Annotated in this window: 21 protein-coding genes and 1 pseudogene; 11 read left to right on the forward strand and 11 right to left on the reverse strand. The window is 73.1% G+C overall.

Annotated features, from left to right (window positions below; all coding sequences use genetic code 11):
* Positions 1–5: 5 nt before the first annotated feature.
* Complete coding sequence (locus QUY26_RS16160) at positions 6–1,679, reverse strand: ABC transporter substrate-binding protein (protein ID WP_289947221.1); 1,674 nt, start codon at positions 1,677–1,679, stop codon at positions 6–8.
* Positions 1,676–2,899 carry a C45 family autoproteolytic acyltransferase/hydolase gene (locus QUY26_RS16165; RefSeq protein WP_289947224.1) on the reverse strand — a complete coding sequence of 408 codons (1,224 nt, stop codon included), beginning with the start codon at positions 2,897–2,899 and terminating at the stop codon, positions 1,676–1,678. The genes QUY26_RS16160 and QUY26_RS16165 overlap by 4 nt, the downstream gene beginning before the upstream one ends.
* Positions 2,900–3,023: 124 nt before the next feature.
* Here QUY26_RS16165 and QUY26_RS16170 point away from each other — a divergent pair, with 124 nt between their 5' ends.
* Positions 3,024–4,016 (forward strand): MurR/RpiR family transcriptional regulator, encoded by a 993-nt coding sequence (locus QUY26_RS16170; protein WP_289947226.1) that lies wholly within the window; start codon positions 3,024–3,026, stop codon positions 4,014–4,016.
* Between the two features lie 29 nt (positions 4,017–4,045).
* Here QUY26_RS16170 and QUY26_RS16175 read toward each other — a convergent pair whose 3' ends face one another.
* Positions 4,046–4,627, reverse strand: a complete 582-nt coding sequence (locus QUY26_RS16175) for a helix-turn-helix domain-containing protein (protein WP_289947227.1) — start codon at positions 4,625–4,627, stop codon at positions 4,046–4,048.
* Positions 4,628–4,846: 219 nt separating this feature from the next.
* On the opposite strand from QUY26_RS16175, the pseudogene QUY26_RS16180 reads away from it, so the two are divergent.
* Both QUY26_RS16180 and QUY26_RS16185 read left to right on the forward strand, forming a co-directional pair.
* Positions 4,847–5,575, forward strand: a pseudogene (locus QUY26_RS16180) (AzlC family ABC transporter permease); the annotation flags it as partial.
* A gap of 188 nt (positions 5,576–5,763) precedes the next feature.
* On the forward strand, positions 5,764–6,078 hold the full coding sequence (locus QUY26_RS16185; RefSeq protein ID WP_289947228.1) for an AzlD domain-containing protein: 315 nt from the start codon (positions 5,764–5,766) through the stop codon (positions 6,076–6,078).
* Here the strand turns inward: QUY26_RS16185 and QUY26_RS16190 are convergent.
* The 3 genes from QUY26_RS16190 to QUY26_RS16200 all read right to left on the reverse strand — a co-directional run bounded on the left by QUY26_RS16190 (position 6,075) and on the right by QUY26_RS16200 (position 9,681).
* On the reverse strand, positions 6,075–7,916 hold the full coding sequence (locus tag QUY26_RS16190) for an AMP-dependent synthetase/ligase (RefSeq protein ID WP_289947229.1): 1,842 nt from the start codon (positions 7,914–7,916) through the stop codon (positions 6,075–6,077). The two genes, QUY26_RS16185 and QUY26_RS16190, sit on opposite strands and share 4 nt — an antisense overlap.
* 95 nt (positions 7,917–8,011) lie before the next feature.
* Positions 8,012–8,593, reverse strand: coding sequence for an HD domain-containing protein (locus QUY26_RS16195; RefSeq protein WP_289947232.1), 582 nt, complete (start codon positions 8,591–8,593; stop codon positions 8,012–8,014).
* An 11-nt stretch (positions 8,594–8,604) separates the two neighbouring features.
* Positions 8,605–9,681, reverse strand: a complete 1,077-nt coding sequence (locus QUY26_RS16200; protein ID WP_289947234.1) for a helix-turn-helix domain-containing protein — start codon at positions 9,679–9,681, stop codon at positions 8,605–8,607.
* 167 nt (positions 9,682–9,848) lie between these two features.
* On the opposite strand from QUY26_RS16200, the gene QUY26_RS16205 reads away from it, so the two are divergent.
* From QUY26_RS16205 to QUY26_RS16225, 5 genes are all read left to right on the forward strand, one after another.
* Positions 9,849–10,337, forward strand: coding sequence for a hypothetical protein (locus QUY26_RS16205; protein WP_289947236.1), 489 nt, complete (start codon positions 9,849–9,851; stop codon positions 10,335–10,337).
* Positions 10,334–10,531, forward strand: coding sequence for a hypothetical protein (locus QUY26_RS16210; RefSeq protein ID WP_289947237.1), 198 nt, complete (start codon positions 10,334–10,336; stop codon positions 10,529–10,531). The genes QUY26_RS16205 and QUY26_RS16210 overlap by 4 nt, the downstream gene beginning before the upstream one ends.
* Positions 10,532–10,576: 45 nt before the next feature.
* Positions 10,577–11,110, forward strand: coding sequence for a DUF6879 family protein (locus QUY26_RS16215; protein WP_289947239.1), 534 nt, complete (start codon positions 10,577–10,579; stop codon positions 11,108–11,110).
* Between the two features lie 61 nt (positions 11,111–11,171).
* Positions 11,172–12,194, forward strand: a complete 1,023-nt coding sequence (locus tag QUY26_RS16220; RefSeq protein WP_289947240.1) for an AraC family transcriptional regulator — start codon at positions 11,172–11,174, stop codon at positions 12,192–12,194.
* Positions 12,195–12,521: 327 nt separating this feature from the next.
* Positions 12,522–13,706 (forward strand): lipase family protein, encoded by a 1,185-nt coding sequence (locus QUY26_RS16225; RefSeq protein WP_289947241.1) that lies wholly within the window; start codon positions 12,522–12,524, stop codon positions 13,704–13,706.
* Here QUY26_RS16225 and QUY26_RS16230 read toward each other — a convergent pair.
* Positions 13,703–15,253, reverse strand: coding sequence for an MFS transporter (locus QUY26_RS16230; RefSeq protein WP_289947243.1), 1,551 nt, complete (start codon positions 15,251–15,253; stop codon positions 13,703–13,705). The genes QUY26_RS16225 and QUY26_RS16230 overlap by 4 nt on opposite strands.
* A 217-nt stretch (positions 15,254–15,470) precedes the next feature.
* Between QUY26_RS16230 and QUY26_RS16235 the strand changes: the two genes are divergently transcribed.
* Complete coding sequence (locus QUY26_RS16235; protein WP_289947245.1) at positions 15,471–16,349, forward strand: helix-turn-helix domain-containing protein; 879 nt, start codon at positions 15,471–15,473, stop codon at positions 16,347–16,349.
* 9 nt (positions 16,350–16,358) lie between these two features.
* On the opposite strand, the gene QUY26_RS16240 is transcribed toward QUY26_RS16235, so the two are convergent.
* Positions 16,359–17,906, reverse strand: a complete 1,548-nt coding sequence (locus QUY26_RS16240) for an alpha/beta hydrolase (protein ID WP_289947247.1) — start codon at positions 17,904–17,906, stop codon at positions 16,359–16,361.
* A gap of 235 nt (positions 17,907–18,141) precedes the next feature.
* Here QUY26_RS16240 and QUY26_RS16245 point away from each other — a divergent pair, with 235 nt between their 5' ends.
* Positions 18,142–19,758, forward strand: a complete 1,617-nt coding sequence (locus tag QUY26_RS16245; protein ID WP_289947250.1) for a 3-oxoacyl-ACP reductase — start codon at positions 18,142–18,144, stop codon at positions 19,756–19,758.
* Positions 19,759–19,880: 122 nt separating this feature from the next.
* Positions 19,881–20,915 (forward strand): MaoC/PaaZ C-terminal domain-containing protein, encoded by a 1,035-nt coding sequence (locus tag QUY26_RS16250; protein WP_289947252.1) that lies wholly within the window; start codon positions 19,881–19,883, stop codon positions 20,913–20,915.
* Here the strand turns inward: QUY26_RS16250 and QUY26_RS16255 are convergent.
* The 3 genes from QUY26_RS16255 to QUY26_RS16265 all read right to left on the reverse strand — a co-directional run bounded on the left by QUY26_RS16255 (position 20,806) and on the right by QUY26_RS16265 (position 23,699).
* Positions 20,806–21,423 (reverse strand): TetR/AcrR family transcriptional regulator, encoded by a 618-nt coding sequence (locus tag QUY26_RS16255; protein ID WP_289955754.1) that lies wholly within the window; start codon positions 21,421–21,423, stop codon positions 20,806–20,808. The genes QUY26_RS16250 and QUY26_RS16255 overlap by 110 nt on opposite strands.
* A 265-nt stretch (positions 21,424–21,688) precedes the next feature.
* Positions 21,689–23,056: a dicarboxylate/amino acid:cation symporter gene (locus tag QUY26_RS16260; RefSeq protein ID WP_289947254.1), complete on the reverse strand. Its 1,368-nt coding sequence runs from the start codon at positions 23,054–23,056 to the stop codon at positions 21,689–21,691.
* A 349-nt stretch (positions 23,057–23,405) separates the two neighbouring features.
* Positions 23,406–23,699, reverse strand: a complete 294-nt coding sequence (locus QUY26_RS16265) for a DUF4229 domain-containing protein (protein WP_289947256.1) — start codon at positions 23,697–23,699, stop codon at positions 23,406–23,408.
* Positions 23,700–23,772: the final 73 nt, after the last annotated feature.

A 23,772-nucleotide genomic window follows, 5' to 3' on the forward strand; every position in this document is an offset into this window, starting at 1 on the left:
GGGGCTCACCCGGCCTTTCGCGGGCCGAGCTCGGCGGCCCACGGGTAGTAGAGGTACCCCTGGGACGCGGGCGGTCCGGTCAGCCTGTCGCTGAGGACGAGCGCGGTCGGCACCTGCGCCACCGGGATCCACACGGCCGCGGCCACGAACCGCCGCTGGATGTCGGTGGTGATCCTGGCCCGGCGCTCGTCGTCGAGCGTGGCGAGGGCGCGGCGCGTCAGACGGTCGTACGTGGCGTCCTTGAAGCCGACCCAGTTGTTGGAGGAGTCGGACAGGCCGTTGTCGTAGAAGCCCATGGGGTCGGACTTGGAGATGTACCAGTCGCCGACGAGGGCGTCGATGTCGGCGCGGGCGCCGGGGTCGCTGTAGAACTCCTCGAACTGGGCCGGCGGCACCGTCTTGATCTGTGCCTTCAGGCCGATGCGCTGGAGGGCGGCGCGGGTGGCGTTGGCGACGACCGTGCGGCCCTGGCTGCTGTCGGTGCCGATGACGATCGGGTCGTCGGGCGCGCCCGCCTCCTTCACCAGCCGCTTGGCCTCGGCGAGGTCGTCGGCGGTGGGCGAGACGGGCGCCAGGGCCGTCAACTTCCGCTGGGCGGCGGCGAAGTGCTCCTTCTCGTACCCCCAGGAGCCCGCCCCGACCGGTGACGCCCACGGCTGTACGAGCCCGCCGTAACCGGAGTTCGCGATGCCCTCGCGGTCCAGGGCGAGGGAGAGGGCGCGCCGGACCGCCGGGGCCTTGAGGCCGCCGCGGGCGGTCGGGATCAGGGCGAGGGAGGCGGTGGAGGGGCCGTAGTACTGCTTGAGGCCCTTGGTGGTGCGCAGGGCGGCGGCGGTGTTGGGCGACTCGGCGTAGGCACCGTCGGCGGCGCCCGTCTTCAGGGCGTTCACGAAGGCGCTGTCGGAGGCCCAGCGGAAGTCGACGCGGCGGGTCAGCGGCCGCTTGCCCCAATACCCGTCGTACGCCTCGATGCTGAGCGAGTCGCCGGACTTCCAGCTCTTCAGGCGGTACGGACCCGAGCAGGCGTCGCCGTGCCCCGGGGTGCCGAACTCCTGCCCGGCCGCCCTTACTCGACGCGGGTTCCAGACGATGCCCGCGTCCCCGGCCAGCGCCTTGGTGAACAGCGCGTCGGGCTCCTTGAAACGAACGGTGATCTCGCGCGGGCCGGTCCGCTCCATGCTCTTCACATTGCCGAACTCGTCGGCCTGCTCCATGTCCGGATCGGCGTGCCGCTTCAGGCTCCACAGCACGTCGGCGGCGGTGAGCTTCGAGCCGTCGTGGAAGGTGACGCCGTCGCGGACGGTCAGGACGAGGGTGCGGTCGTCGGGCGTGCGGGCCTTCTCGGCGAGGAACGGCTTGACGCTCATGTCGGGCTGGAGCTGGTAGAGCCGCTCACAGACGTTCGTGAGGACGACGCGGCCCGCGCTGGTGCCCTGGGTGTCGAGGTCGAGCGAGTCCGGCTCGTCCTCCAGGAGCCAGTCGGCGCGGTCGAGTTGGCCGCGCGCGGGCGGGGTGGTCGGGGACAGCTTGAGCTTCGCGGCGTCGGCGGGCTTGCCACCGAGGGCGGAGGTGTCGGCTCCGGCGCAGCCCGCGGTGGCGAGGAGGGCGAGCGCGGCACATCCGGCGCCGACGGCGCGGGGGCCGGGGCGCGGGGGCCGCTTCGGGCGCTTCGTGGTCATCTGGCTTCTCCGTACGGGCCGTCGTAGAGGTTCCACGGGAGGTGCTGGTAGTCGCGGTCGCAGGGGGTGCCCGCGGTGACGCGGTAGTCGCCGGTGGTCAGGTCCACGCAGGAGGAGACGAGGGTGGCCCAGTGCTTGAGGGGCGGGCGGCGCGGGTCGGGGTGGGTGCACAGCGACTCGGGGTGGCCCAGGTGGTCGGACATGGCCTGTTTGATGATCTTCAGGGACTCGTCGGGCCCGGTGGCGGCGCGCAGGGCGCGCAGGCCCTGCTCGGCGCGCGGGACGCGGATCAGCGAGTCCGGGGACATCGGGCGGTACTCGGCGGCCAGGGCGGCGGGGACTCCGGCCTGGTAGTGGTTGCCGTGCACGAGGAGTCCGTCGGTCGGATACATCCAGCCGTGTCCGGCGGGCGTCGTCTCCAGGTCGATGGCGAAGCCCTCGCGGCAGGTCAGCAGGGCGTTCGAGGCGATGTGGGCGCGGGTGCGGCAGAGCACGTCGACGGCGTCGGTGATGACGTGCCGGTCCAGGACGTCGCGCCGTACGACGGTCTGCGGCAGGCCGACCGCGTCGCTGAAGCGGCCGCCGAGGCCGTTGGCGTTGAGCGCGATCCCGGCGGAGTTGGCGCCCTGGCGGCCGATCTGGCCGGCCTCCACCTGCATGATCAGGGTGGGCTTCGGGGGCTGGACGACGCGCAGCATCACGACGGTGTCGGCGACTGAGGCCCGCCAGTCCCAGTTCTGGCCGGCGTAGACGTGGCCGTCGCCGCTGGCCTCGCCGTAGGCGGCGAAGGAGGTGCAGCCGTCGGGGGGCTCTTCCGCCGTACCGGAGGACGCCCCTCCCACCCCCGGGGTGGCCATGTCCTTGAACGACCGGTCGTAGATCACCTCACCGCGGGCGTTCAGGGCGAGGACGTCCAGGAGTCCGACGCCCGCGCCCTCGGCGATGCCGCGCATCTCCTCGACGAGGTGCGGCGCGTGGCCCTCGACCGGCTTGAGCCAGCGGGCGGCCCGGTCCGTCACCTGGTCCCAGGTCAGCCCGGCCGACTGGCCGAACGCGGCCTCGTAGTAGGCGAGCGCCGTGTGCAGCTGGGGGCGGACCGCCTCGCCGTACTGGCGGCCGCGGGCGGTGGGGGTGCCGGAGATCTCGACGACCGGGAGCGTTCTGGACGGGTCGGCCCCGAGCGGGTCGGTCGGGCGTGCGGGGGTGGTGCGCGGTGCCATGCTTCTCCTCGCGACGGAGAGGTCCCCGGGGCCGCCGTCCTGTAACGTCGGTTACGGAACTCTCTCTCCTTGGAATGCGTAGTCCAGGAGAGTAACGGGCATCACAGGGGAGTCAAGAGCTGTAATGAAGATTTCAGGGTCGCGCGAGGGCGAGGAGGGTGCCGCGGGCGGCGGGGGCTGTGCGCCGGGGCTTGCCGGTGACGGCGGCAGCGGCGCCCCGGGGCCCGCCGGGGACGGTGCCGCCGGGGGGCTCGCGCGGCTGCGGGCCGCCGTGCGGGACCAGTGGGAGACGCTGTCCGCGTCCGAGCGCGCGGTGGCGCAGTATCTGGCGGGGGCGCCCGCCGAGTCGCTGCTCTTCGCGTCCGCGCAGGAGCTGGGGTCGGCGAGCGGGACGAGCAACGCCACGGTCGTCCGGGCCCTCCAGCGCCTGGGGTACGCGGGCCTGCCCGCGCTCAAGCGCGACCTCACGGCCGACTTCACCTCCAGCGTCGCGCCCGAGGTGCGGCTCGCCCAGCGCATCGCGCACGTGGGGCGGGACCTCGGCGGCATCTGGGACGAGGTGTTCGACGAGGCCCAGGACCGCATCGGGCACGCCCGCCGTCTCACCTCGGACGAGGCGCTGCGCACGGCGGTGGGCGCGCTCGCCGAAGCGGGCGAGATCCACTGCTTCGGCGTCGCCGCGTCCGAACTGGCCGCGCGACACCTGGCGCTGGCGCTCGGCCGCATCGGGCGGCGGGCGCGGCACGTGGGGGCGACCGGGTTCACGCTCGCCGACGACCTACTGGCGCTGCGGCGGGGCGACGCCGTCGTCATCTTCCAGCCCGGACGGGCCCTGCCGGAGCTGGCGGTGCTCATCGACCGGGCGCGGGCCGTGGGAGCGCGGGTCGTCCTCGTGACGGACGAGCTGGCGGAGACCTACGGCGCCACGGTGGACGCCGTGCTCACGGCACCGCACACGCCGACGGGGATCACCACCGAGGCGCTCACCGCTCTCGTCGTCGCGGACGTGCTGCTCCTCGCGCTGACCACGCTGGACGAGGCGCGGGCCGTCGACACGTCACACCAACTCACCGCGCTGCGGGAGCAGTTGCTGGAGCCGAGGCGACGGAGGGGCTGAACGCACGCGGGACGCACGCGCCGGACGCCTCACACGTGCTGCATCACCAGGACGAACGTCGTGCCCGGCGCCAACGCCTCGTACGCGTGCGGGACATCCCCCCGGTACGACATGTAGTCACCGGGGCGCAGCTCCACCCTCTCGCCGTCCGGGCCCGCGGACAGCAGGCCCGTACTGACGATCAGGTGCTCCACCGAGCCCGGGATGTGCGGCTCGGACTCGCGCACGGAGCCCGGCTCCATCGCGCCGTGGTAGATGTCGCGCCGCACGCCGGACGGGCCCGCCGAAAGGAGCGTGCCCGCGTACGAGGCCTGCTCGGCGCGCATCGTCGGGCCCTCGCCCGCGCGGATCACCGTCACGGCGGGGCCCGGTGACTCGACGAGCACGCTGAACGGCACGCCGAGGGCCACCGCGAGCGCCCAGAGCGTCTCGATGCCCGGGTTGCCCGTGGCCGCCTCCAGCTGGGAGAGCGTGGACTTGGCGATTCCGGCGCGTTTGGCCAGCTCGGAGAGGGAGAGGCCGGCCCGGGTGCGCTCCCGGCGCAGGGCGGCGGCGATCCACTCCCTCGGCAGCCGCGCAGGCGTGGCGGCGGCCTTGTCGTCTTCGGTCATGCGGTGCGCTCCGCTCCCCTGCGCTCTTCGGCTTCCGGATCAGCCATGACCAGGGCAGCCCCTGCCCTGGACCCGCCGCATCCCGAACCCTTCACGTCCTGGACTCCTCACGCCCCGGACCCCTTCCGGCGCCCGCTCGCGCGCGGGCCATTCCGTTCGGCACAGGGTACCAATCGTTCGGCTTGACGAACGCTTCCCGATCTGGCCATGCTACGCGGCATGCGTTCGCCACACCGAACGGATGGCCCCGCAGACCGAACGACGGGGTTCGTCCGGCTCTCCGACCTGCCCCCGGGCGTCCTGCGGGACATCGCCCTCGTCTGGGCCGCCGACCTCGTCGTCGGCGTCTCCTTCGGCGCGATCGCCGTCGCGGACGGCCTGCCGCTCTGGGTCCCGGTCGCCATGTCCCTGCTCGTGTACGCGGGCTCCGCCCAGTTCAGCGCCGTCGCCGTACTGGCGGGTGGCGGCGGCGCCGCGGCCGCCGCGGCCACCGGGCTGCTGCTCAACTCCCGTACGGCGGCCTTCAGCCTGGCCGTCGCCGACAGCCTGGGCCGGTCCTGGGCGGCACGCCTCGTGGGCGCGCACCTGATCACCGACGAGACGGCGGCGTTCGTCCTCGCCCAGCCGGACCGGAGGAGCCGGAAAGCCGCGTTCTGGATATCGGGGCTCGGCCTCTTCGCCGCGTGGAACGTGAGCGTGCTCGCGGGCGCGCTCGCCGGGTCGGCGCTCGGCGACACCGGACGGTTCGGGCTGGACGCCGCGTTCCCCGCGGTGCTGCTCGCCCTGGTCATGCCCGCCCTGCGGGACAGCGGCAACGCGCGCCGCGCCGGGGCCCTCGGCGCGGTGATCGCCGTCGCGGCCACGCCGGTCCTGCCCGCAGGGGCGCCGGTGCTGCTCGCGCTGCTGGGGCTCGTGGCGATGCGGAGGGGGTCGGGCCGGAGGACGGCCTCCACGGCCGCGGTGACGGGCGCGGCCCCGACCTCGGCCCAGGCAGCCCCGGCCCAGGCCGCCCGGGCCCAAGCCGCCCAGGCCCAGGCCGCCCCGCCCCAGGCCGCCCAGGCCCCGACTCACGTCGAGACCGAGGCCCTCGAAGGTCCCGCTGCCGAGCCCGCCCCCGCCTCCCCGGGAACCCCCTCATGAACGCCTACCTCCTCTGCGTCCTCGTCCTCGCCGCCGGCACCTACGCCTTCCGCCTGGCCGGACCCCTCCTCCACGGCCGCCTCGAACTGCCCGTCCGCGTACAGGAGTTGCTGACCGTCGGCGCGACCGTGCTGCTCGTCGCGCTGCTCGCCACCGGTGCGCTCACCGAGGGGCAGGGGTTCGCGGGCTGGGCGCGCCCGCTGGGGGTGCTGGTCGGGGGCGTACTCGCGTGGCGGCGCGCCCCGTTCGCGTTCGTCGTGGTGGGCGCGGCGGGGGCGACGGCGCTGCTGCGCCTCGTGGGCGTCCCCTAGCCGGCTTCCCCCGCGTACAGCCTCTCCACCACCCCCGCGTACCGCTCCACCACCGCACGCCGCCGCACCTTCAGGCTCGGCGTCAGGAGCCCGTCCGCCACCGAGAAGTCCTCATCCAGGACAGCGAATGTCCGGATCATCGCCGGACGCGACACCTGTGCGTTCGCCGCGTCGACCGCTTCCTGGACGAGGGCGCGGACCCTCGGGTCGGCCGACACCGGCTCGGTGAGGGTCAGGCCCGACCGGGACGCCCAGCCCGCGACCTCCTCCGCGTCGAGGGTGATCAGGGCGACGGGGTGGGGCCGCCGGTCGCCCACCATGACCGCGCGGGAGACGAACCGGGAGGCCTGGATGGCGAGTTCGGTCAGGGACGGGGTGAGGTTCTTGCCCGCCGAGGTGATGATGAGGTCCTTCTTGCGGCCGGTGATGCGCAGATAGCCGTCCTCGTCGAGGGCGCCCAGGTCACCGGTGTGCAGCCAGCCCTCGTCGTCGAGGGCGGCGCGGGTGGCGGGCTCGTCGGCGTGGTAGCCGGGGAAGACGTTGGCGCCGCGGGCGAGCACTTCGCCGTCGTCCGCGATGCGCACCTCGCAGCCCGCGACGGGCCGCCCCACGGATCCGTACCGCACGGCACCCGGGTGGTTGAGGCTGATGACGCCGCCGGACTCGGTCATCCCGTACCCCTCGAAGACCCGGATGCCGCAGGCCCGCAGGAAGTCCAGGACGTGCGGGGCGATCGGCGCGCCGCCGGTCAGCGCCCACCGCACGCGCCCGCCGAATGCCTGCCGGACCGGCCCGTACAGGGTCTTGTCGGCGGCCTCGTACGCGTCGCGGAGCTCGTCGGGCAGGGCCCCGTCGGCCGCGAGCACCCCGATCCGTACCGCCTCCTCGAACCGCTCGCGCCCGCCCTCCTGCGACTCGGCGAGCGAGAGCACCACCGAGTGGACCTTCTCGAACAGGCGCGGCACGGACGGCAGGTGCGTGGGCCGCACCTCGGCCAGCTCGGCGACGACGTCCTCGATCCGGCCGCCGAAGTACACGAGCGTGCCGCCCTCGATGAGGGTGGTGAACTCGATGAGCTGCGCGAGGAGATGGGCGAGCGGCAGGTAGAGGTACGTGGCGTCGCCCGGTCCGCCCTCGATCAGCGGCAGCGAGGCGTCCTGGACGGCGCCGATGTTGCCGTGGGTGAGGACGCAGCCCTTGGGGGGTCCGGTGGTGCCGGAGGTGTAGATGATGGTGGCGGGGTCGCCGGGGGTGCGGGCGTGGGCGCGGGCGAGCAGGTCGTCGGCCGGGGCGTCGGTTCGGTCCGGCGGCGCATCGGCCTGGTCCGGCGGCGCATCGGCCTGGTCCGGCAGCACGTCGGTGGCGCCGGGTGCGGCTCCCGCGTACGCCTCCGCCCCCGTCATCACCACCACCCGGCGCACCCCCGGCAGCTTTCCCCGCAGCCGCTCCACCTTCGCCGCCTGGGCCGCGTCCTCGCAGAGCACCACGGAGGCCCCGGAGTCGCCGAGCACCCAGGTCACCTCGTCGTCGCCCGCCGTCGGGTACACCGGCACCACGACCGCGCCCGCGGCGAAGGCCCCGAAGTGGGCGTACGTCCACTCCACGCGGGTCTCGGCGAGGATGGCCACGCGGTCGCCGGGGACGACGCCAAGGCCGAGGAGGGCACGGCCCACGTCGCGCACGGCGGCGCGCAGCCCCTCGTACGACACCTCCCGCCAGCCGCCGCCCCGCTTGAACCGCAGCGCGGGCAGCCCGCCGTGGCGGTCGGCCGCCCACTCCGCGAGGACGGACAGGGTCCGGGGGCGTTCGGCCTGCGGCGGCGCGGGAGGGGGAGTCATGGTTCGACGCTAGGGAGGGGCGGGGGCCCGGTGGGATGACGGGAAACGTCAGCGGTGTTGGCCGGGGTGCTCAGGGGGTGTCGGGGCGGCCGGGCTCAGGCCCTTTCGCCCATGGCTGCGCGAAGCCAGTCGAGCGGCGTCTGGGCCAGCAGTTCATCAGCGAGCCGTTGCCCGGACTCCGTGACGATGCGGGCGCGGCTGTTGTCGATCCACCGCTGCGCGCTGGCGTATCCCTGGCCTCTGTACTCCAGGCCCTGGAGCATGCACTCCAGCTTGTCGGCGTCACGCGCGCAGATGGCCTCGGGCGACTCCTTCGCCTCGTACTCGGCGACCAGGGCGCGCACAGCGGTGCGCAGGACCTCGGGCATCCCGGCCGTCTGGTCGGCGGTCACCGCCTCGGCGTCTCCTGGGGCCGCGTACTTCTTGCCCAGGTGGTTCACATCGCCCGTGCGTGTCTCCTGGGAGTCGTGCCACACCGCCATGTGAGCCGCTCGGGCCGCGTCGGCGCCCTCCAGCGTCGCGATGACGGAGGCGATGACGGATGTTCGCCACGCGTGCTCGGCCACGCTCTCGGGGTCCCGAACGCCCGCCATCCACCAGCCCGTCCGGCGCGCGGACTTCAGCGTGCCCGCCTCCCACAGGAAGTGGGCGACCTCTTTCAGGTCCTGGTCAGCCACGGTGTCCCCTTTCACGCCTCGGCGAGGCGGATTGCGTACCGAATGCCCTCCAGCTCACGCCGAGCCTGCGGGGCGAGCTGCAAGTCATCCAACATCACGGGGAGTCGCTCGCGCAGGGCGGCGCTCGCGGCCGACGGCGTGCGCAGCAACTTCGGGCGCACGGCCACGAGTGTCCACAGCGTGTGGACGTTGAGGTCGAAGAACCCGTGTCGGGGAGTGAGCCCGCGGACCAGGTGGGCCAGAAGACGGTCGCCCTGCCAGGGACCAGGCGTCGGCGAGGCGATGAAGTCGTCCGACAACTGGATGTGAGTCGCCTCCCCGATCCAGTACGCCCAGTAGTTCAGGTTCGCCGCCTCGGCCGTGTCGTCGTCCCCGAGGGTGCGGGTGATGAAATGCGTCATCCGGCCTCGGTCGCCTTGGCGGGCCTCGAAGGCGGCGACGGAACGGGAGTTGAGCCAGCGGCTCAGCCAGTCATCCGGCCGTTCGAGTCGCTGCTGGTGGGCCAGCCACTCGGAGGTGTCGGCGGCCCGGTCGAACCCGGCGAGGTACAAGGCCTGCCGCCGGAGCAGGAAGTCGCTGCCGCCCCGGGCCTGTTCGGCTGTCTGGCGCATGCGGGTGAAGAATCGGGCACGGTCATCCGGGGCCAGTTCCGGCGCCGTCGGTACGGGGCCGCGGCGGGGACGCGACGGCGTGGGGAGGTTCCGTACGGATGCGGGCGCGACGCCGTTGAGCGGCCACGTCAGTACCTCGACGAGGTCTCGCTGCATGACCCAGGCGCCCAGGGGGCTGGCGTCGGTGGCCGCCTCGTCATCGAGGGCGTCGGCCAGCAGGACGTCGGCCTCCATGGCCCGGTCGAGGGCAGTCAGCAGCTTGGCTGCCGCGCCCATGCGCATCATCCGGTGCCGGTGGACAAACATCTGCCCGACCGGTACCGACGTGAGCGGGCGCCGCCCCGACTCCCAGCCGGCGATGGTGTCGGGCGAAACTCCGAAGGCTTCGGCGAAGCCGTCCTGCGTGTGCCCCAACTGCTCACGGATCACGCGGAAGACGTACCCCGAGACGATGCCCGCGCGGGCGCGTTCGGGCATTCCCCGACCACCGGTCAGGGTTGGCCGCGCGCGGTGCTCCATGATGCCCCCTTGCCCGCCTCGAACGGGCCCTTACCCGTACCTACGGTCACTTCTGGCGGCGATCACCACTGCCTACTGTCAAGGAGTAATGAACAGCAACTCAGCGTAGTGGGAGTGGTGTCGCCATGAATGCCGTAGAACGCATCTCGTCCGATCGTGGAGAGGGTTCGATCGCCGCCTGGCTCGCAGGAGCCGACCCCCACCCGGACACCGTCCACCTCGCATGGGCCCGCCAAGGCCTCGCCCTGCTCCCCCTCGGCCGCCGCTTCGACGCGATCCGCGTCCCCGCCGAGCGAGTCCACGCCGCCGTGGGCAGCGACGAGCCGGGGGCGGTCGCGGTGTTCCTGGCCGACTGGCTCGACGGCCCCGTCATCCGTGACGTCCGCAGCGCCTGCGGCCCGTACTACGTCCTCGTCGCCACGGACGCCGCGTGGCACGGAGCCGAGGAACGACTCAGCACGCACACTCTCCTCGGCGTGCCCCGCCTCGGCCACCCCCTCACGACGCTGACCCGGTGGGTGGTCCCGCCGTCGGCGCCCGGCGACCTGTGCGCCCCCGTCCACCTGGCCGCACTCCTGCTGACGGCCGACCCACTGCGGACGGTGGCCCCGTGAACGCCACGACGCCCGACCTCGACGAACAGGCGACGAAGCTCTACCGGAACTACCTTGGCCACCTGTGGGGTTGCCCCTCCTGCCGGACGGCGCACTACTGCGCCGTCGGCAACCACATGCGCCGGGCGTGGAAGGCGGCTCAGAGTGCTTCCGTGCACGCCCATCGGGCGGCACGCGCCGGAGGGGCGCGGTGAGGCGTGAAAGGACCGAGCGATCATGACAGTTGGAGGAGCCCCGCGATGCCCCGGAACACACTCAGCTTTGACGAACTCTTCGAGGCCGCGCAGCGCTCGGCGGTGCACCTGGAGATGCGGGACCAGTACGCCGTCGGTGACGAGGCCGAGGACTTCCATTCCTGGCTACGAACCGGCCGTCGGGACGTCGACCCCGGCTCGGCGTACTGGGCGCCCTGGGTCGACATGATCTCCGGGGCGGTCGCCCGCGGCGTGGTCGTGCGCCGCGCGCGGATCGTCTCCGAACCGGTCACCGACTACATCCGCTACGAGCACGCCGGGGCCGTCGTCAATGCCGCAGCCGGGGAACAGGTCAGGTGGCTGCCCCGGCCCCGTGCGGTCGACTTGATGCTGCCGGGCGCCGACCTGTGGATCTTCGACGGGACGCGCGTGCTGTTCAACCACTTCACCGGTGACGGGAACTGGGCCGACCCGGCCATGGAGCTGCGTTCCGAGCCGGTCATCGTCAAGCAATGCGCGGACGCGTTCGAAGCCGTCTGGGACCGCGCCATTCCGCACGAGCGGTACGAGATCCACTGAGTCCGCCGCGCACCCCCGCCCCCCCTTCTTGTCCGCGCCCCCGCCAGCTACCGTCGACGCCATGGCGAGGCGGACGATCACCGTGCACCATGTGCGGGCCGTGCTGCGCGGGGCCGAGCGCGCGGGCGTCGACACCGTGCCGCTGCTGCAGGCCGCGCAGATACCGCCGCTGCTGCTCGGGGACGACCGGGCGAGGGTGACGGCCCCTCAGTTCGCCCGCCTCTTCCGGGAGTTGTACCGAGCGACGGACGACGAGTTCCTGGGGCTCGGCTCGTCGCCGAGCAGGCCGGGGACGTTCGCGATGATGTGCTACGCCGCGCTCGGCTGCCGCGATCTGGGGGCGGCGATGGAGCGCGGGGTGACGTTCTACGGGCTGTTCCCCGGCGGCCCCGACCTCGCCCTGACCCGCACGGACGACGGCGTCGTCTTCACCGTGCGCAACGACCTCGACCAGGACTTCTTCCTCGCCGAGTGCCTGGTCATCATCTGGCACCGGCTGTGCAGCTGGCTGATCGGCCGCCGCATCGAGCTGCGCTGGGCCGACTTCGGGCATCCGCCGCCCCCGCACAAGGACGAGTACGAGGAGCTGTTCGGCTGCCCCGTCCGGTTCGGCGCGGAACGCACGGGTGCCGGGCTCGCCCCGCACTGGCTGGCCGCGCCGCTGGTGCGGGACGAGGACGCGCTGACGGCGATGTTGAGCCGGGCCCCGTTCGACCTGCTCTCGCGGCGGGAGTACGGGACGACGGTCGCCGAGCAGGTACGGCGGGCGCTCGCCGTGGCGCTGCGGGACTCGCCACGCCTTCCGTCCCTCGGCGAGATCGCGGCGCGGCTCGCGGTCAGCCCGGCGACGCTGCGCCGCAGGCTCGCGCAGGAGTCGACGTCGTACCAGCGGCTGAAGGACGCGGTGCGCAGGGACGCGGCGATCGCGGGGCTCGTGGAGGGGCGCGAGCCGATCGCGCGGCTCGCGGCGCGGCTCGGCTTCTCCGAGGACACGGCGTTCCACCGGGCGTTCCGCAGGTGGACGGGGACCACGCCGGGGGCGTACCGGGCGCAGGCGCCGGGCGGGCAGGAGCGCGCGGGGTGAACAGGGCGGGGTGAACAGGGCGGGGTGAACAGGGCGGGGTGAACAGGGCGGGGTGAACAGGACTGCGGGAGCCGAGGGGGCCGACGCGCCGGACGCCGCCGGGGCCGGTTCACCGCCGCGTGCGGCCGGGGCTGATACACCAGGTCAACGAAGCTGAGCGTTCCCGTCAGGCCGGAACTTACTCAGGAGTCACTACGGTCGACGCCTGTACCCGAGCTCTTCTTCCTCGACCCGCTCTTCTCCCTCGACCCGCTCTTCTCCCTCGACCCGCTGTCTCCCTCGACCCGCTCGACCTTTCTTTCCCCCACGAACAGTTGGGAGAGCCGCATGCACCTACCCACCAGCTTCAGAGCCGTTGCCCTCGTGGCCGCCGCGGGCCTGGCGGCCGCGACCCTCACGACCACCGCGCACGCGCAGGACACGAAGGGCGCCGCCGAGGACCGGGCCCCTGCCGCCGCCCCCGGCGACATCGTCAGCTCCGAGCCGAGCGCCTTCCACCCGCTGCCCGGCCAGCCCACGAACACCAAGGCCTGGAAGATCCACTACCGCTCGACCACGGCGAAGGGCGCGCCGAACACCGTCTCCGGCACGGTCATCGTGCCGCAGGACGGCCGCACGGGCCCGCGCCCGCTCATCACGTACGCCGTCGGCACGGTCGGCGTCGGCGACCACTGCGCGCCGAGCGCCGGGTTCCCCCGCGGCACCACGATGGAGGCGAACCTCATCCAGCAGCTGACCCTGCGCGGCTGGGCGGTCGCCGTGACCGACTACGAGGGCCTCGGGACGCCCGGCGACCACACGTACACGGTGGGCAGGGCGGAGGGCCAGGCGGTCCTCGACGCCGCGCGCGCCGCGATCCGGCTGCCCGGGGCGGGCCTGTCGAAGGACTCGCCGGTCGGCATCATGGGCTACTCGCAGGGCGGTCAGGCCTCCTCGTGGGCGGCCGAGCTCCACGGCTCGTACGCCCCCGAACTCAAGGTCAAGGGCACGGCGACCGGCGGTGTGCCCGGGGACCTGGAGAAGGTCGCCGCGTTCAACGACGGCTCGTACGGCTCGGGCCTGATCTTCATGGCGGCGATCGGCCAGAACGCGGCGTTCCCCGAGCTGAAGCTGGACTCGTACCTGAACCCGGCGGGCAAGGCGCTCATCGGCGCGCTGCGCAACAGCTGCGTGGCGGACGGGGCGGTCCTCGGCTCGTTCAAGCGGATCAAGGACCTGACGGTCAAGAACCCCCTCGACCAGCCGGACTGGCAGCAGCGCCTGCGCGAGTCCCGGGTCGGCACCCGCGCCCCCGACGCACCGGTGTACCTCTACCACGCCCTCGCCGACGAGCTGATCCCGTACGGCGTCGGCACCCAGGTCCGCAAGGACTGGTGCGCGCGGAAGGCGAACGTGGAGTGGCACACCGTCCCGCTCGGTGAGCACGTCACCGGCGTCATCACGCAGTCGCCGCTGGCGGCGCAGTGGCTGGCGGAGCGGTTCGCGGGGAAGCCGGCGAAGGGCAACTGCTAGCGGGGACCGGTCCGGCCTCCGGGCGAAGCCGTCCGCCTGCGGGTGGGCGGCTTCGCCGTTTCCGTACGCGGCAGCAACCGCCCCGAGAGCCCCGCCGTCACCAGGAGCGTCACGCCGACCACCACGAGCCCCTGCCGCATCCCCGCCACCGCGAAGCCGGACCCGCCGTCACCGCCACCGATGAGGGCGCCGAACAGGGCCACCGACAGGGCTCCGCCGGTCTGGCGCAGGGAGTTGAGGAGGCCGGACGCCGTGCCCGCGCGGTGGCCGGGGACCGTGTCGAGGAGCAGGGCCGTGAGCGCGGGGACGGCGAGCGCGCCGCCGACGCCGGTCGGGGCGAGGAGCAGCAGGACCAGCCACAGGGGTGTGTCCGCGGCGAGCGGAAGAAGCGCGAACATGGCGGCCGCGAGGATGAGTTGGCCGGTCACGATGACCGGGCGGCGGCCGACGCGCTCGGCGAGGCGCGGCGAGACGAGGTTCGTCGAGGTGATGAGGACGGCGAGCGGCACGAACATCAGGCCCGTCGTGATGCCCGACATGCCGAGCAGCTCCTGGCAGTACAGGCCGAGCAGGAACACCACTCCGTAGAAGCCCGCGTTCACGGCGAAGCCGACCGCGAGGGAGACGCCGACCTCGCGCCGCCGCAGCAGGGGCAGCGGCACCATGGGGGCGCGGTGGCGCTTCTCGGCGGCGTGGAAGGCGAGCCCGGCGGCGGCCGTGACCGCCAGCGCCACCAGGACGGCCGGGTCTGTCCAGCCCGCGTGGCCGCCCTCGATGACGGCGTACGCGAGTCCGGCGAGGGCCAGGACGGCGGTGAGCTGGCCCGGCACGTCCAGCGGTGCCGGGCGGCGCGGGGACGGCGCGACCCGGGCGAGCAGCGCCAGGATCAGCGCGCCCACCGGCAGGTTCAGGAGGAACACCGCGCGCCAGCCCACCGTCTCGGACAGCACCCCGCCGAGCACGGGCCCCGCGGCCATCGCGACCGAGCCGCCGACCGTCCACAGCGCGATGGCGCGGGCCCTGCGCCGCGGGTCGTCGTACGCCTGCCGGATCAGCGCGAGCGAGGCGGGCATGACGACCGCCGCCGCCGCGCCCTGCGCCACCCTCGCCGCGATCAGCCACCCGATGCCGGGCGCGAGCGCGCAGGCCAGTGAGGCCAGGGCGAACAGGGCCGTCCCCCAGGCGTACGCGCGCCGCGCCCCCGTCCGGTCCGAGAGCGCACCCGCGGAGATCATCAGCGCCGCGAACATCAGCGTGTACGCGTCCACGACCCACTGCAGTCCCGTCATGCCGCCGCGCAGGTCGGCCCGGATGCCGGGCAGCGCGATGTTCACCGCGGACACGTCGACCGTGATGACGGTGAAGCCGAGCAGGGCGGCGACGAGGGCGAGGGCGGGGCGCTCGGGCCGGGCGGGCGCCGCGGGCCGCGCGAGGGGTGCGGGCCGCGCGAGGGGTGCGGGCGCGTTCGACGCGAGGGCCGGTGCTGTCGGGGGCCGGGCCTCCTCGGCCTTGCGGACGCGCTGGTCCGGGCGGAGGACGGAGGTCATGGCGGGCCTTTCGGTACGAGGGGCACGGGGGGACGGTGAGGGCGTGAGGGCGTGGGGGCGCGGCGACGTAGCGACGTCGGGGCTCGGGGATGCGGAATCCAGGACAGGAACTGACCTGGACTCACGATCCCCCCGCTCGCACACGTCCGGCAGACCGCACCGTTCCTGGCCCTGACACGGCCCCCCACATCGGCGCCGTCTCACGGACACTGGACCCATGACCCATGGCACGCCCCCGGCGAGAAACGGCACCGAGCTCGGCCGCTACCTGCGCGCACGCCGCGCCCAGGTCAGCCCCGCGGAAGCGGGCCTCCCCGCCGGTACGGGGCTGCGCCGCACCCCAGGCCTGCGCCGCGAGGAGCTGGCGACGCTCGCCGGGGTGAGCGTCGACTACTACACGCGCCTGGAGCGCGGCCGCGAGACCAACCCCTCACCTGCCGTGATCGACGCCCTGGCCAGGGCGCTGCGGCTGAGCGGCGACGCCCACGAGCGGATGCACGAGCTCGCCGAGCTCGCCTCGGGCCGCCTGACCGAGCCGCCGCCCACCACCGACTTCGCGGTGCGCGACTCCGTCGTCCGGATGCTGGAGGCCCTGCGCCCCCTGCCCGCGTACGTGGTCAGCCCGCACAACTACCTGCTCGCCGCGAACACCCCGGGCCGCCGTCTGATGCCGGGCGTGTGGGACTGGCCGGCCGCGCAGCGCAACGTGACCCGCTATCTCTTCCTGCACCCCGTGGGCCGGGAGCTCTACGTGCCCTGGGAGGAGACCGTCGCGCAGTCGGTGGCGCACCTGCGGGCGGTCGGCGGCCGCGACCCGGACTCGCCGCAACTGGCCGCCCTGGTGGGTGAGTTGTGCCTGAAGTCGCCGGAGTTCGCCCGCATGTGGGACCGGTACGAGGTGCGGGAGCGCGGCGGCGGCATCAAGCGCTTCGCCCACCCCAAGGCGGGACCCATGACGCTGACGTACGAGGTGATGAGGCTGGCCCGGACGGGCGGGCAGCGCCTGGTCACGTACCAGGCGGAGCCGGGCAGCGCGGACGAGGCGGCGATGCTGAGCCTGGACACGGCGGCCCGCACGGCACCGCCGCACCCGTAGCCCTCCCCGTCACTCCGCCGCGCACGAACTCCCGTTCTTCGGCATCTGCTTGTACAGCAGGAACGCGTCCACCTTGTCCTTCACGCACTTCGAGCCGAAGTAGCCGGTGTGCCCGTCGCCCCTGTTGTCGAGGACGACGGCGGAGGAGCCGAGCCGTTCGGCGGTCTCCACCGTCCAGCGGTAGGGGGTGGCGGGGTCGCCGCGGGTGCCGACGAGCAGGAACTTCGGGGTGTCGACGTCGCGTACGTCCTCGCGGATGTAGTCCGTGCCCGCGGGCCGCCCGAAGCAGAGCAGCACGGGCAGCAGCATCGACTTGCCGAAGACGGGCGACGCCTGCTCGAACTCCTCCTGGAGACGGCCGACTTCCCGCTCGACGCGCTTGGCGTCCGGCCGGTCGGGGTCGTCCGCGCAGTTCACGGCCATGAGCGCGGCGGACGAGTTGTCCGCGGGGACCTCCGTACGCCCGCCGGAGGCCCGCTGCTCCCCCATCGAGCCGCCCATCCGGATGAGCGCCCGCGGGTCGCCGTCGGCGAGCAGCGAGCCGAGCGCCTGGGACAGGGCGGGCCAGGCCTGCCTGCTGTAGAGCGCGCTGCCGAGCACGCTCACCACGTCCTGCCCGGTGAACTCCTGGCCGTCCATGGACCGCAGCGGATACGCGTCGAGGTCGTCGATGAGCTTGGTCATGGCGTGCCGGGCGTTGCGCGAGTCCTCGCCGAACACGCAGCCCGCGTTCTTCGTGCACCACAGCAGGAAGTTGTCCAGGGCGGTCTGCCGCCCCTCCGCGCCGACCAGGGCCTGCTCGGCCACGTCCTCCGTCAGCGTGTCCACGCCGTCGAGGACCATCCGGCCGACCTTCTTCGGGAACTGCGCCGTGTACACCGCGCCGAGCCGGGTGCCGTACGAGAAGCCCAGGTAGTTGAGCTTCTTGTCGCCGAGGGCCGCGCGCATGACGTCGAGGTCGCGGGAGACGTTCACGGTGCCGATGTACGGCAGGACGGGGCCGGACTCCTTCGCGCACTTCGCGGCCGTCGCGCGCAGCTCCTCAAGGACCGCGGCGGCGTCGCCGGGGTCCTCCACGTCCGCGCCGGGCTCCGGGTCCTTGCCGCAGGTCACGGGCTCGCTGAGGCCCACGCCCCGCGGGTCGAAGCCCACGACGTCATAGCCCTTGCCGACGTAGCCGAAGTCCTTCTTGGCACCCGCGAGGCCCGCGACGCCCGCCCCGCCGGGGCCGCCGAAGTTCACCAGGAGCGAGCCGCGCTTGTCGCCGCTGGACTTGATCTTCAGGAGGGCGAGCCGGACGGTGCCCCGGCCGGGGTCGGCGTAGTCCAGCGGGACCGTGACCTTGCCGCAGTTGACGTCCTTGTCCTTGGTCACGTCCTCCGACAGGTTCTGCACGTCGGGCTTGCAGGCCGCCCACTTGATCTTCTGCGTGTAGAAGCGCTTGAGATCGGGCTTCGCGGGCCCGGACGGGTCGGCCGCCGCGGGCAGGCCGGCCACGGCCAGAGCGAGGGCTGCGACGGCGGTGAGCGCGGGTGTGCTGCGCACAGCGACCTCCATGAGGTGCGGTTCCCCTCCGGTCACCCTAGGCGTCCACGGCCCGCCCCGCCCGTTCAGCCCAGTCACGCTCCGTGTTCACCAAGGACCCGTCCGGCCCCGGCGCCCGCCCCCGGAACGCGCCGGTACGAGGCTCCTCACCACCTCGATCGTTCACCGGCCGCCCCCTCGACCAGCCCCTGACCCCCAAGTAACCTTACTGGGAAGTAAATTCAGCACCGAGCCAGGAGCTTGCCCCATGGCCGACCGCTACGCGACCTTCACCCACACCGCCCCCGGCCGCTTCCTGGCCCGCAGACTCGGCCTGCCCCAGCCGGTTCCGCTGCGCCGCTGGACGCCCCGGCACCCGGCGCTCGAAGGCCCGGTCCTGCTCCTGACGGCGGGCGACATCCCGCTCCCCGGCCTGCACGAGAGCCTCACGCGCACCGGCCTGCCCCCGCACAGCGGCCCGCTCGGCAACCGCCGCCCGGCCGCCGTCGTACTGGACGCGACCGGCGTCAGCACGGTTGCGGCGCTCATGGACGTGCACGCCACGCTGCACCCCGTCGTCCGCTCCATAGCCCCCTGCGGGCGCGTACTGGTCCTGGGCGCGCCCCTGTCCCCCGCCGACCACCACCAGGCGGCGGCGCAGCAGGCCCTGGAGGGCTTCGTCCGCTCCCTCGGCAAGGAGCTGGGCGGAGGCAGGACGGCCCAGCTCGTCCGCACGCCGTCGGCACCCGCCGCCGAGGCGACGCTGCGCTTCCTGCTCTCGCCGAAGTCGGCGTACGTGAGCGGGCAGGTGGTGGAGGTCGAGGAGATGTCGGATTACGTGGACGAGGCGGTGGAGGCGGTGGAGGCGGCAGGGGGTGCCGGGGCTGCGGGCGCTGCCGGGGCTGCTGAGGCAAGTGGGTCCGCCGAGGTTTCCGGGGCTGCCGGGGCTGCCGACACCGCAGACGCCGCCGTAGACGCAGGTGCCGCCGTAGACGCAGGTGCCGCAGATGCCGCAGATGCCGCAGGTGCCGAGTCCGCCGGGGGCGCGAAGCGCACGACGCCCGCCGAGGACGCGCGGGTCACCGCCGCTCCCTCCGACACCACTGCCCCCTCCGGCACCACCACCCCCTCCGGCACCGTCGTCCATCTCCCCCACCCCGCCCGCCCGTTGGCGGGCCGCACCGCCCTCGTGACCGGCGCCGCACGCGGCATAGGAGCGGCCGTCGCGGAGGTCCTGGCGCGCGACGGCGCCCACGTCGTCGTCCTCGACGTACCGGCCGCCGAACCGGACCTGTGCCGCGTGGCCGAGCGGGTCGGCGGTACGGCGCTCCCCCTCGACATCACCGCGGACGACGCCGGTGAGCGGATCGCCGCCGCGCTGCCGGACGGCCTCGGCGTCCTCGTGCACAACGCGGGCATCACGCGGGACCGCAGGCTCGCCAACATGGCCGTGGACCGCTGGAGTTCGGTCCTCGACGTGAACCTCGCGAGCGTGCTGCGCACGACGGACTTCCTGCTGAAGTCCGGCACGGTGCGGCGCGGCGGCCGGATCGTGGCCACGGCGTCCATAGCGGGCCTCGCGGGCAACGCCGGGCAGACCAACTACGCGGCGAGCAAGGCGGGCATCGTCGGCTTCGTCCGCTCCCTCGCGCCCCGGGCCCTCGCGGAGTACGGCGTGACGGTGAACGCGGTCGCGCCCGGCTTCATCGAGTCCCGGATGACCGCGGCCGTCCCGCTGCTCATCCGCCAGGCGGGCCGCCGCATGAACTCCCTGGGCCAGGGCGGACTTCCCGTCGACGTCGCGGAGACGGTGGCGTGGCTGGCGACCGGCGCGGTGAACGGCCAGGTGATCCGGGTCTGCGGCCAGAGCCTGCTCGGCGCGTAGGCCTCGGGCCGGCCGGCCCCGCCCACCTCCCCGGCGGCTCCCCAGCGACTCCCAGCGACTCCCAGCGACTCCCAGCGACTCCCAGCGACTCCAGCGACTCCAGCGACCAGAAGGGTCCCGTCATGGCCTCGCTCGCGCTCACCCTGCTTCGGGGGGCGGCCCGCTCCCCCTTCAAGCGGCCACGCCCGGACGCCCCGCTGCCGGGCCCCACGACGGCCCGCGTCCGGACCGGCATCGACCACCTGGTGGCGTACGAACGGCTCTGCGGCTTCGCGGCCGGGCAGGGCGGGGGCAGGAGCGCGGACGGCGGCGGCCCGGCCGGTGGCGACCCCTTGCCGCCCACGTATCCGCACGTCCTGGCGTTCCCCCAGACCATGCGTCTGATGGCGGCCCGCGACTTCCCGCTCCCGCTGCTCGGCCTCGTCCACACGTCCGTGGAGATCGTCCAGCACCGCGCCCCGCTGCCCGACGACGAGCTCGAACTCACCACGTACGCACGGAGTCTGGCACCCCACCGGCGGGGCACCGAGGCGATGATCACCACCAGCGCGCGGGTGCACGGCGAGACGGTGTGGGAGTCCCACAGCACGTACCTGTCCCGCCACCGCACGACAGCCGACCACCAGGAAGCCGACCGCACGACAGCCGACCACCCGGAGACCGACCACCCGGCCCCCGCCCCCGCAAAAGCCCCCGGCGCGCCGCTCCCCGCCCGCGCCGACTGGCGCCTGCCCGCCGACCTGGGCCGCCGCTACGCCGCCGTCTCCGGCGACCGCAACCCCATCCACCTGCACGCGGCGACGGCCCGGCTCTTCGGCTTCCCGCGCGCCATCGCGCACGGCATGTGGACGGTGGCGCGCTGTGTGGCGGAGCACAGCGGCCTCGGGGCCGTCGACGAACCCCTTTACGTCTCCGCCGAGTTCAAGGCCCCGGTGCTGCTGCCGGGGGCGGTGACGTACGCGGCCGAGGGGGCGGCGTTCGAGCTGCGCGGGGCAACGGGGGCAACGGAGGCAACGGAGGCAACGGAGGCAACGGGCAGGGTCCACGTCACGGGTTCGGTGACCAGAACCGCCCCTCCATCAGATCGCCGAGACCCGCCCAGGCGAAGTTCATCAGGGTCGCCGCGGCCTGGTTCGCGGACACGGACGGCTCGGTGATGGCCCAGCCCGCGAGGGACTCGGCGGCGCCGACGAGGGCCTGGGCGAGGCCCGCGACCTCCCGGTCGGGCAGGGAGGGGTTCCGGTGGGCGGCGCGGGCGGCCTCCGCGATGAGCAGCGTCACGAAGGCGACGATCTCCTCGCGCATCACGTTGACCTCGGCGGCGAACGGCTCGCCGACCGTGCGGGCCTGGCTGTGCAGGACGGCCCAGGCGTCGGGGTGTTCGGCGGTGTGCGTGAAGAACGCGCGCAGCCCGTCCCAGAGTTGGCGGTCGGCGGGCTCGCCCGGGGTGACGCCGTGCCGGACGGCCTCGATGAGGGCGCGGGCCTCCCGCCGGATGCAGGCGGTGAACAGCTCTTCCTTGGAGTTCAGGTACAGGTACACCAGCGGCTTGGAGACCCCGGCGAGTTCGGCGATCTCGTCCATGGAGGCGGCGCGGTAGCCCCGCTGCCCGAACGTGTGCACGGCCGCGTCGAGCATCTGCCGCTCCCGCACGGCCCGCGGCATCCGCTTCTGCCGCACCGGCTTGCCCCCGTTCTTCGCAGCCTGCACGGCCTTCACAGCCCTCACGACCTTCACATCCGACACCCCGGCCCCCGCCTCCCGCACCGTCCGTCCACGGATCAGCGTACGGCGGTCCTCCTGGACGCACGGAGGTCACCCGGGGGCCACCGCGGCGCACCGCCTCCAGCCCTACCCGCAACGACCGTGCCCCGCACCGGATTTCCGGTGCGGGGCACGGTTTCGGCCTGTGGGTGCCGTGGGGTCGCGGTCAGGCGGCGGCGGGCAGCGCCTTGTCCCGCGCGTCAGCGTAGGCCTCGGAGCCCTCGGAGTCCTCGGAGTCCAGCGGGGAGGCCGACGCGTTGTCGTACGCCTCCTTGTCGAGGATGTTCTCGCGGGCGGCGACGACGACCGGGACGAGGGCCTGGCCGGCGACGTTCGTGGCCGTGCGCATCATGTCCAGGACCGGGTCGATGGCGAGGAGCAGACCGACGCCCTCCATGGGCAGGCCGAGGGTGGACAGGGTCAGGGTCAGCATGACCGTGGCGCCCGTCAGACCGGCCGTGGCGGCGGAGCCGACCACCGACACGAAGGCGATGAGCAGGTACTCCTTGATGCCCATCTGGACGTCGAAGATCTGCGCGACGAAGATCGCGGCGATCGCCGGGTAGATCGCGGCGCAGCCGTCCATCTTGGTGGTGGCGCCGAAGGGCACCGCGAAGGACGTGTACTCCTTCGGTACGCCGAGCCGCTCGGTGACCTTCTGGGTGACCGGCATGGTGCCGACCGAGGAGCGCGAGACGAAGGCCAGCTGGATGGCGGGCCAGGCGCCCTTGAAGAACTTCAGCGGGTTGACCTTGGCGACCGTGGAGAGCAGCAGCGGGTAGACGCCGAACATCACCAGGGCGCAGCCGATGTAGATGTCGGCGGTGAACGTCGCGTACTTGCTGATCAGGTTCCAGCCGTAGTCGGCGATGGCGAAGCCGATGAGGCCGATGGTGCCGATCGGGGACAGCTTGATGACCCACCACAGGGCCTTCTGCAGCAGTTCGAGCACGGACTCGCTGAGGTCGAGGATCGGCTTGGCCTTCGCGTCACCGATCTTCAGGATGGCGATGCCGGCGACGGCGGCCATGAAGACGATCTGCAGGACGTTCAGCTCGGTGAACGGCGTGATGACGTCGGTCGGGATGATCCCGGTGAGGAAGTCGATCCAGGAGCCCGTGTGCTCCGGCTTGGCGCCGTCCTTCGGCGTCAGGCCCGTACCGGCGCCCGGGTTGGTGACCAGGCCGATGACGAGGCCGATGGCGACCGCGATCAGCGACGTGATCATGAACCAGAGGAGCGTACGGCTGGCGAGCCGGGCGGCGTTGTTGACCTTGCGCAGGTTGGTGATCGAGATCAGGATGGCGAAGAACACCAGCGGGGCGACGGCCAGCTTCAGCAGGCCGATGAAGGTGTCGCCGACCTTCGAGAGGGTGGTGACCAGCCAGTCGATGTCCTGGCTGCGGGCCAGCCAGCCGAGCAGGACACCGAGGACCAGACCGCCGAGGATCTGCGCCCAGAAGGGCAGCTTCAGGAACTTCGGTATCCGGAAGCCGGGCTTCGGCTCGGCGGGGGACGCGGGGTTCGCGGACACGGACACACTCCGGGTAATGACGGGGGACGTGAGGGAGCGGCGACCGCGAAGGGTCACGGGCGCCGCTGCGGTGCAGGTGTCGAAGTCGTTCAGATGACGCGACAGGCCGCGGATACGCAGCGGCAGAGATCGACGTGCAGCCGCGCCACGAGCGGGACGCTCGCGGTGATGCGGGTGGCGGCTGCTGTCTTCATGTCGAACACGTTAACACTTGAACTTTGAGTTCATCAAAGGACTTGTTTGAGGTAAGGGTGACCCCAAGGGTCCCAGAAACAGCGGAACCCCGGTACCGGAGCGGCATGCTCCGGTACCGGGGTTCCCCGTTCGTACGTGACGTGTGTGACGAACCTTACGACTGCGCGGTGCGCGCCGCGTCGTCCGCGGTGTCCTCCTGCGTGCGGTTCCGCTCCAGTCCCGCCTTGACGTTCTCGACCTTGGCCACGACCTTCTCCGAGGCGCGGTCGCGCTCCTTGCGCAGCAGGACGAAGCTGATCGGCGCGGAGACCACCAGGGCGAGCAGGGCCACCCAGAGGAGGTTGGAGCCACCGAGGCCGCGCGGCACGACGCCGGTGTAGACGAGGCCCCAGACGACCAAGAAGCAGCCCGCGAAGACCCCGAGGCGCATCAGCGTGTAGCGGAGCATGTCAATCCACTCTTCCGTTCCGAAATAGCCCGAGAGTGCTCGAGCGGGACGAGCCCTTCCAGTGAAGCACGGA

This window comes from Streptomyces flavofungini (genome assembly GCF_030388665.1).
Taxonomy (GTDB): domain Bacteria; phylum Actinomycetota; class Actinomycetes; order Streptomycetales; family Streptomycetaceae; genus Streptomyces; species Streptomyces flavofungini_A.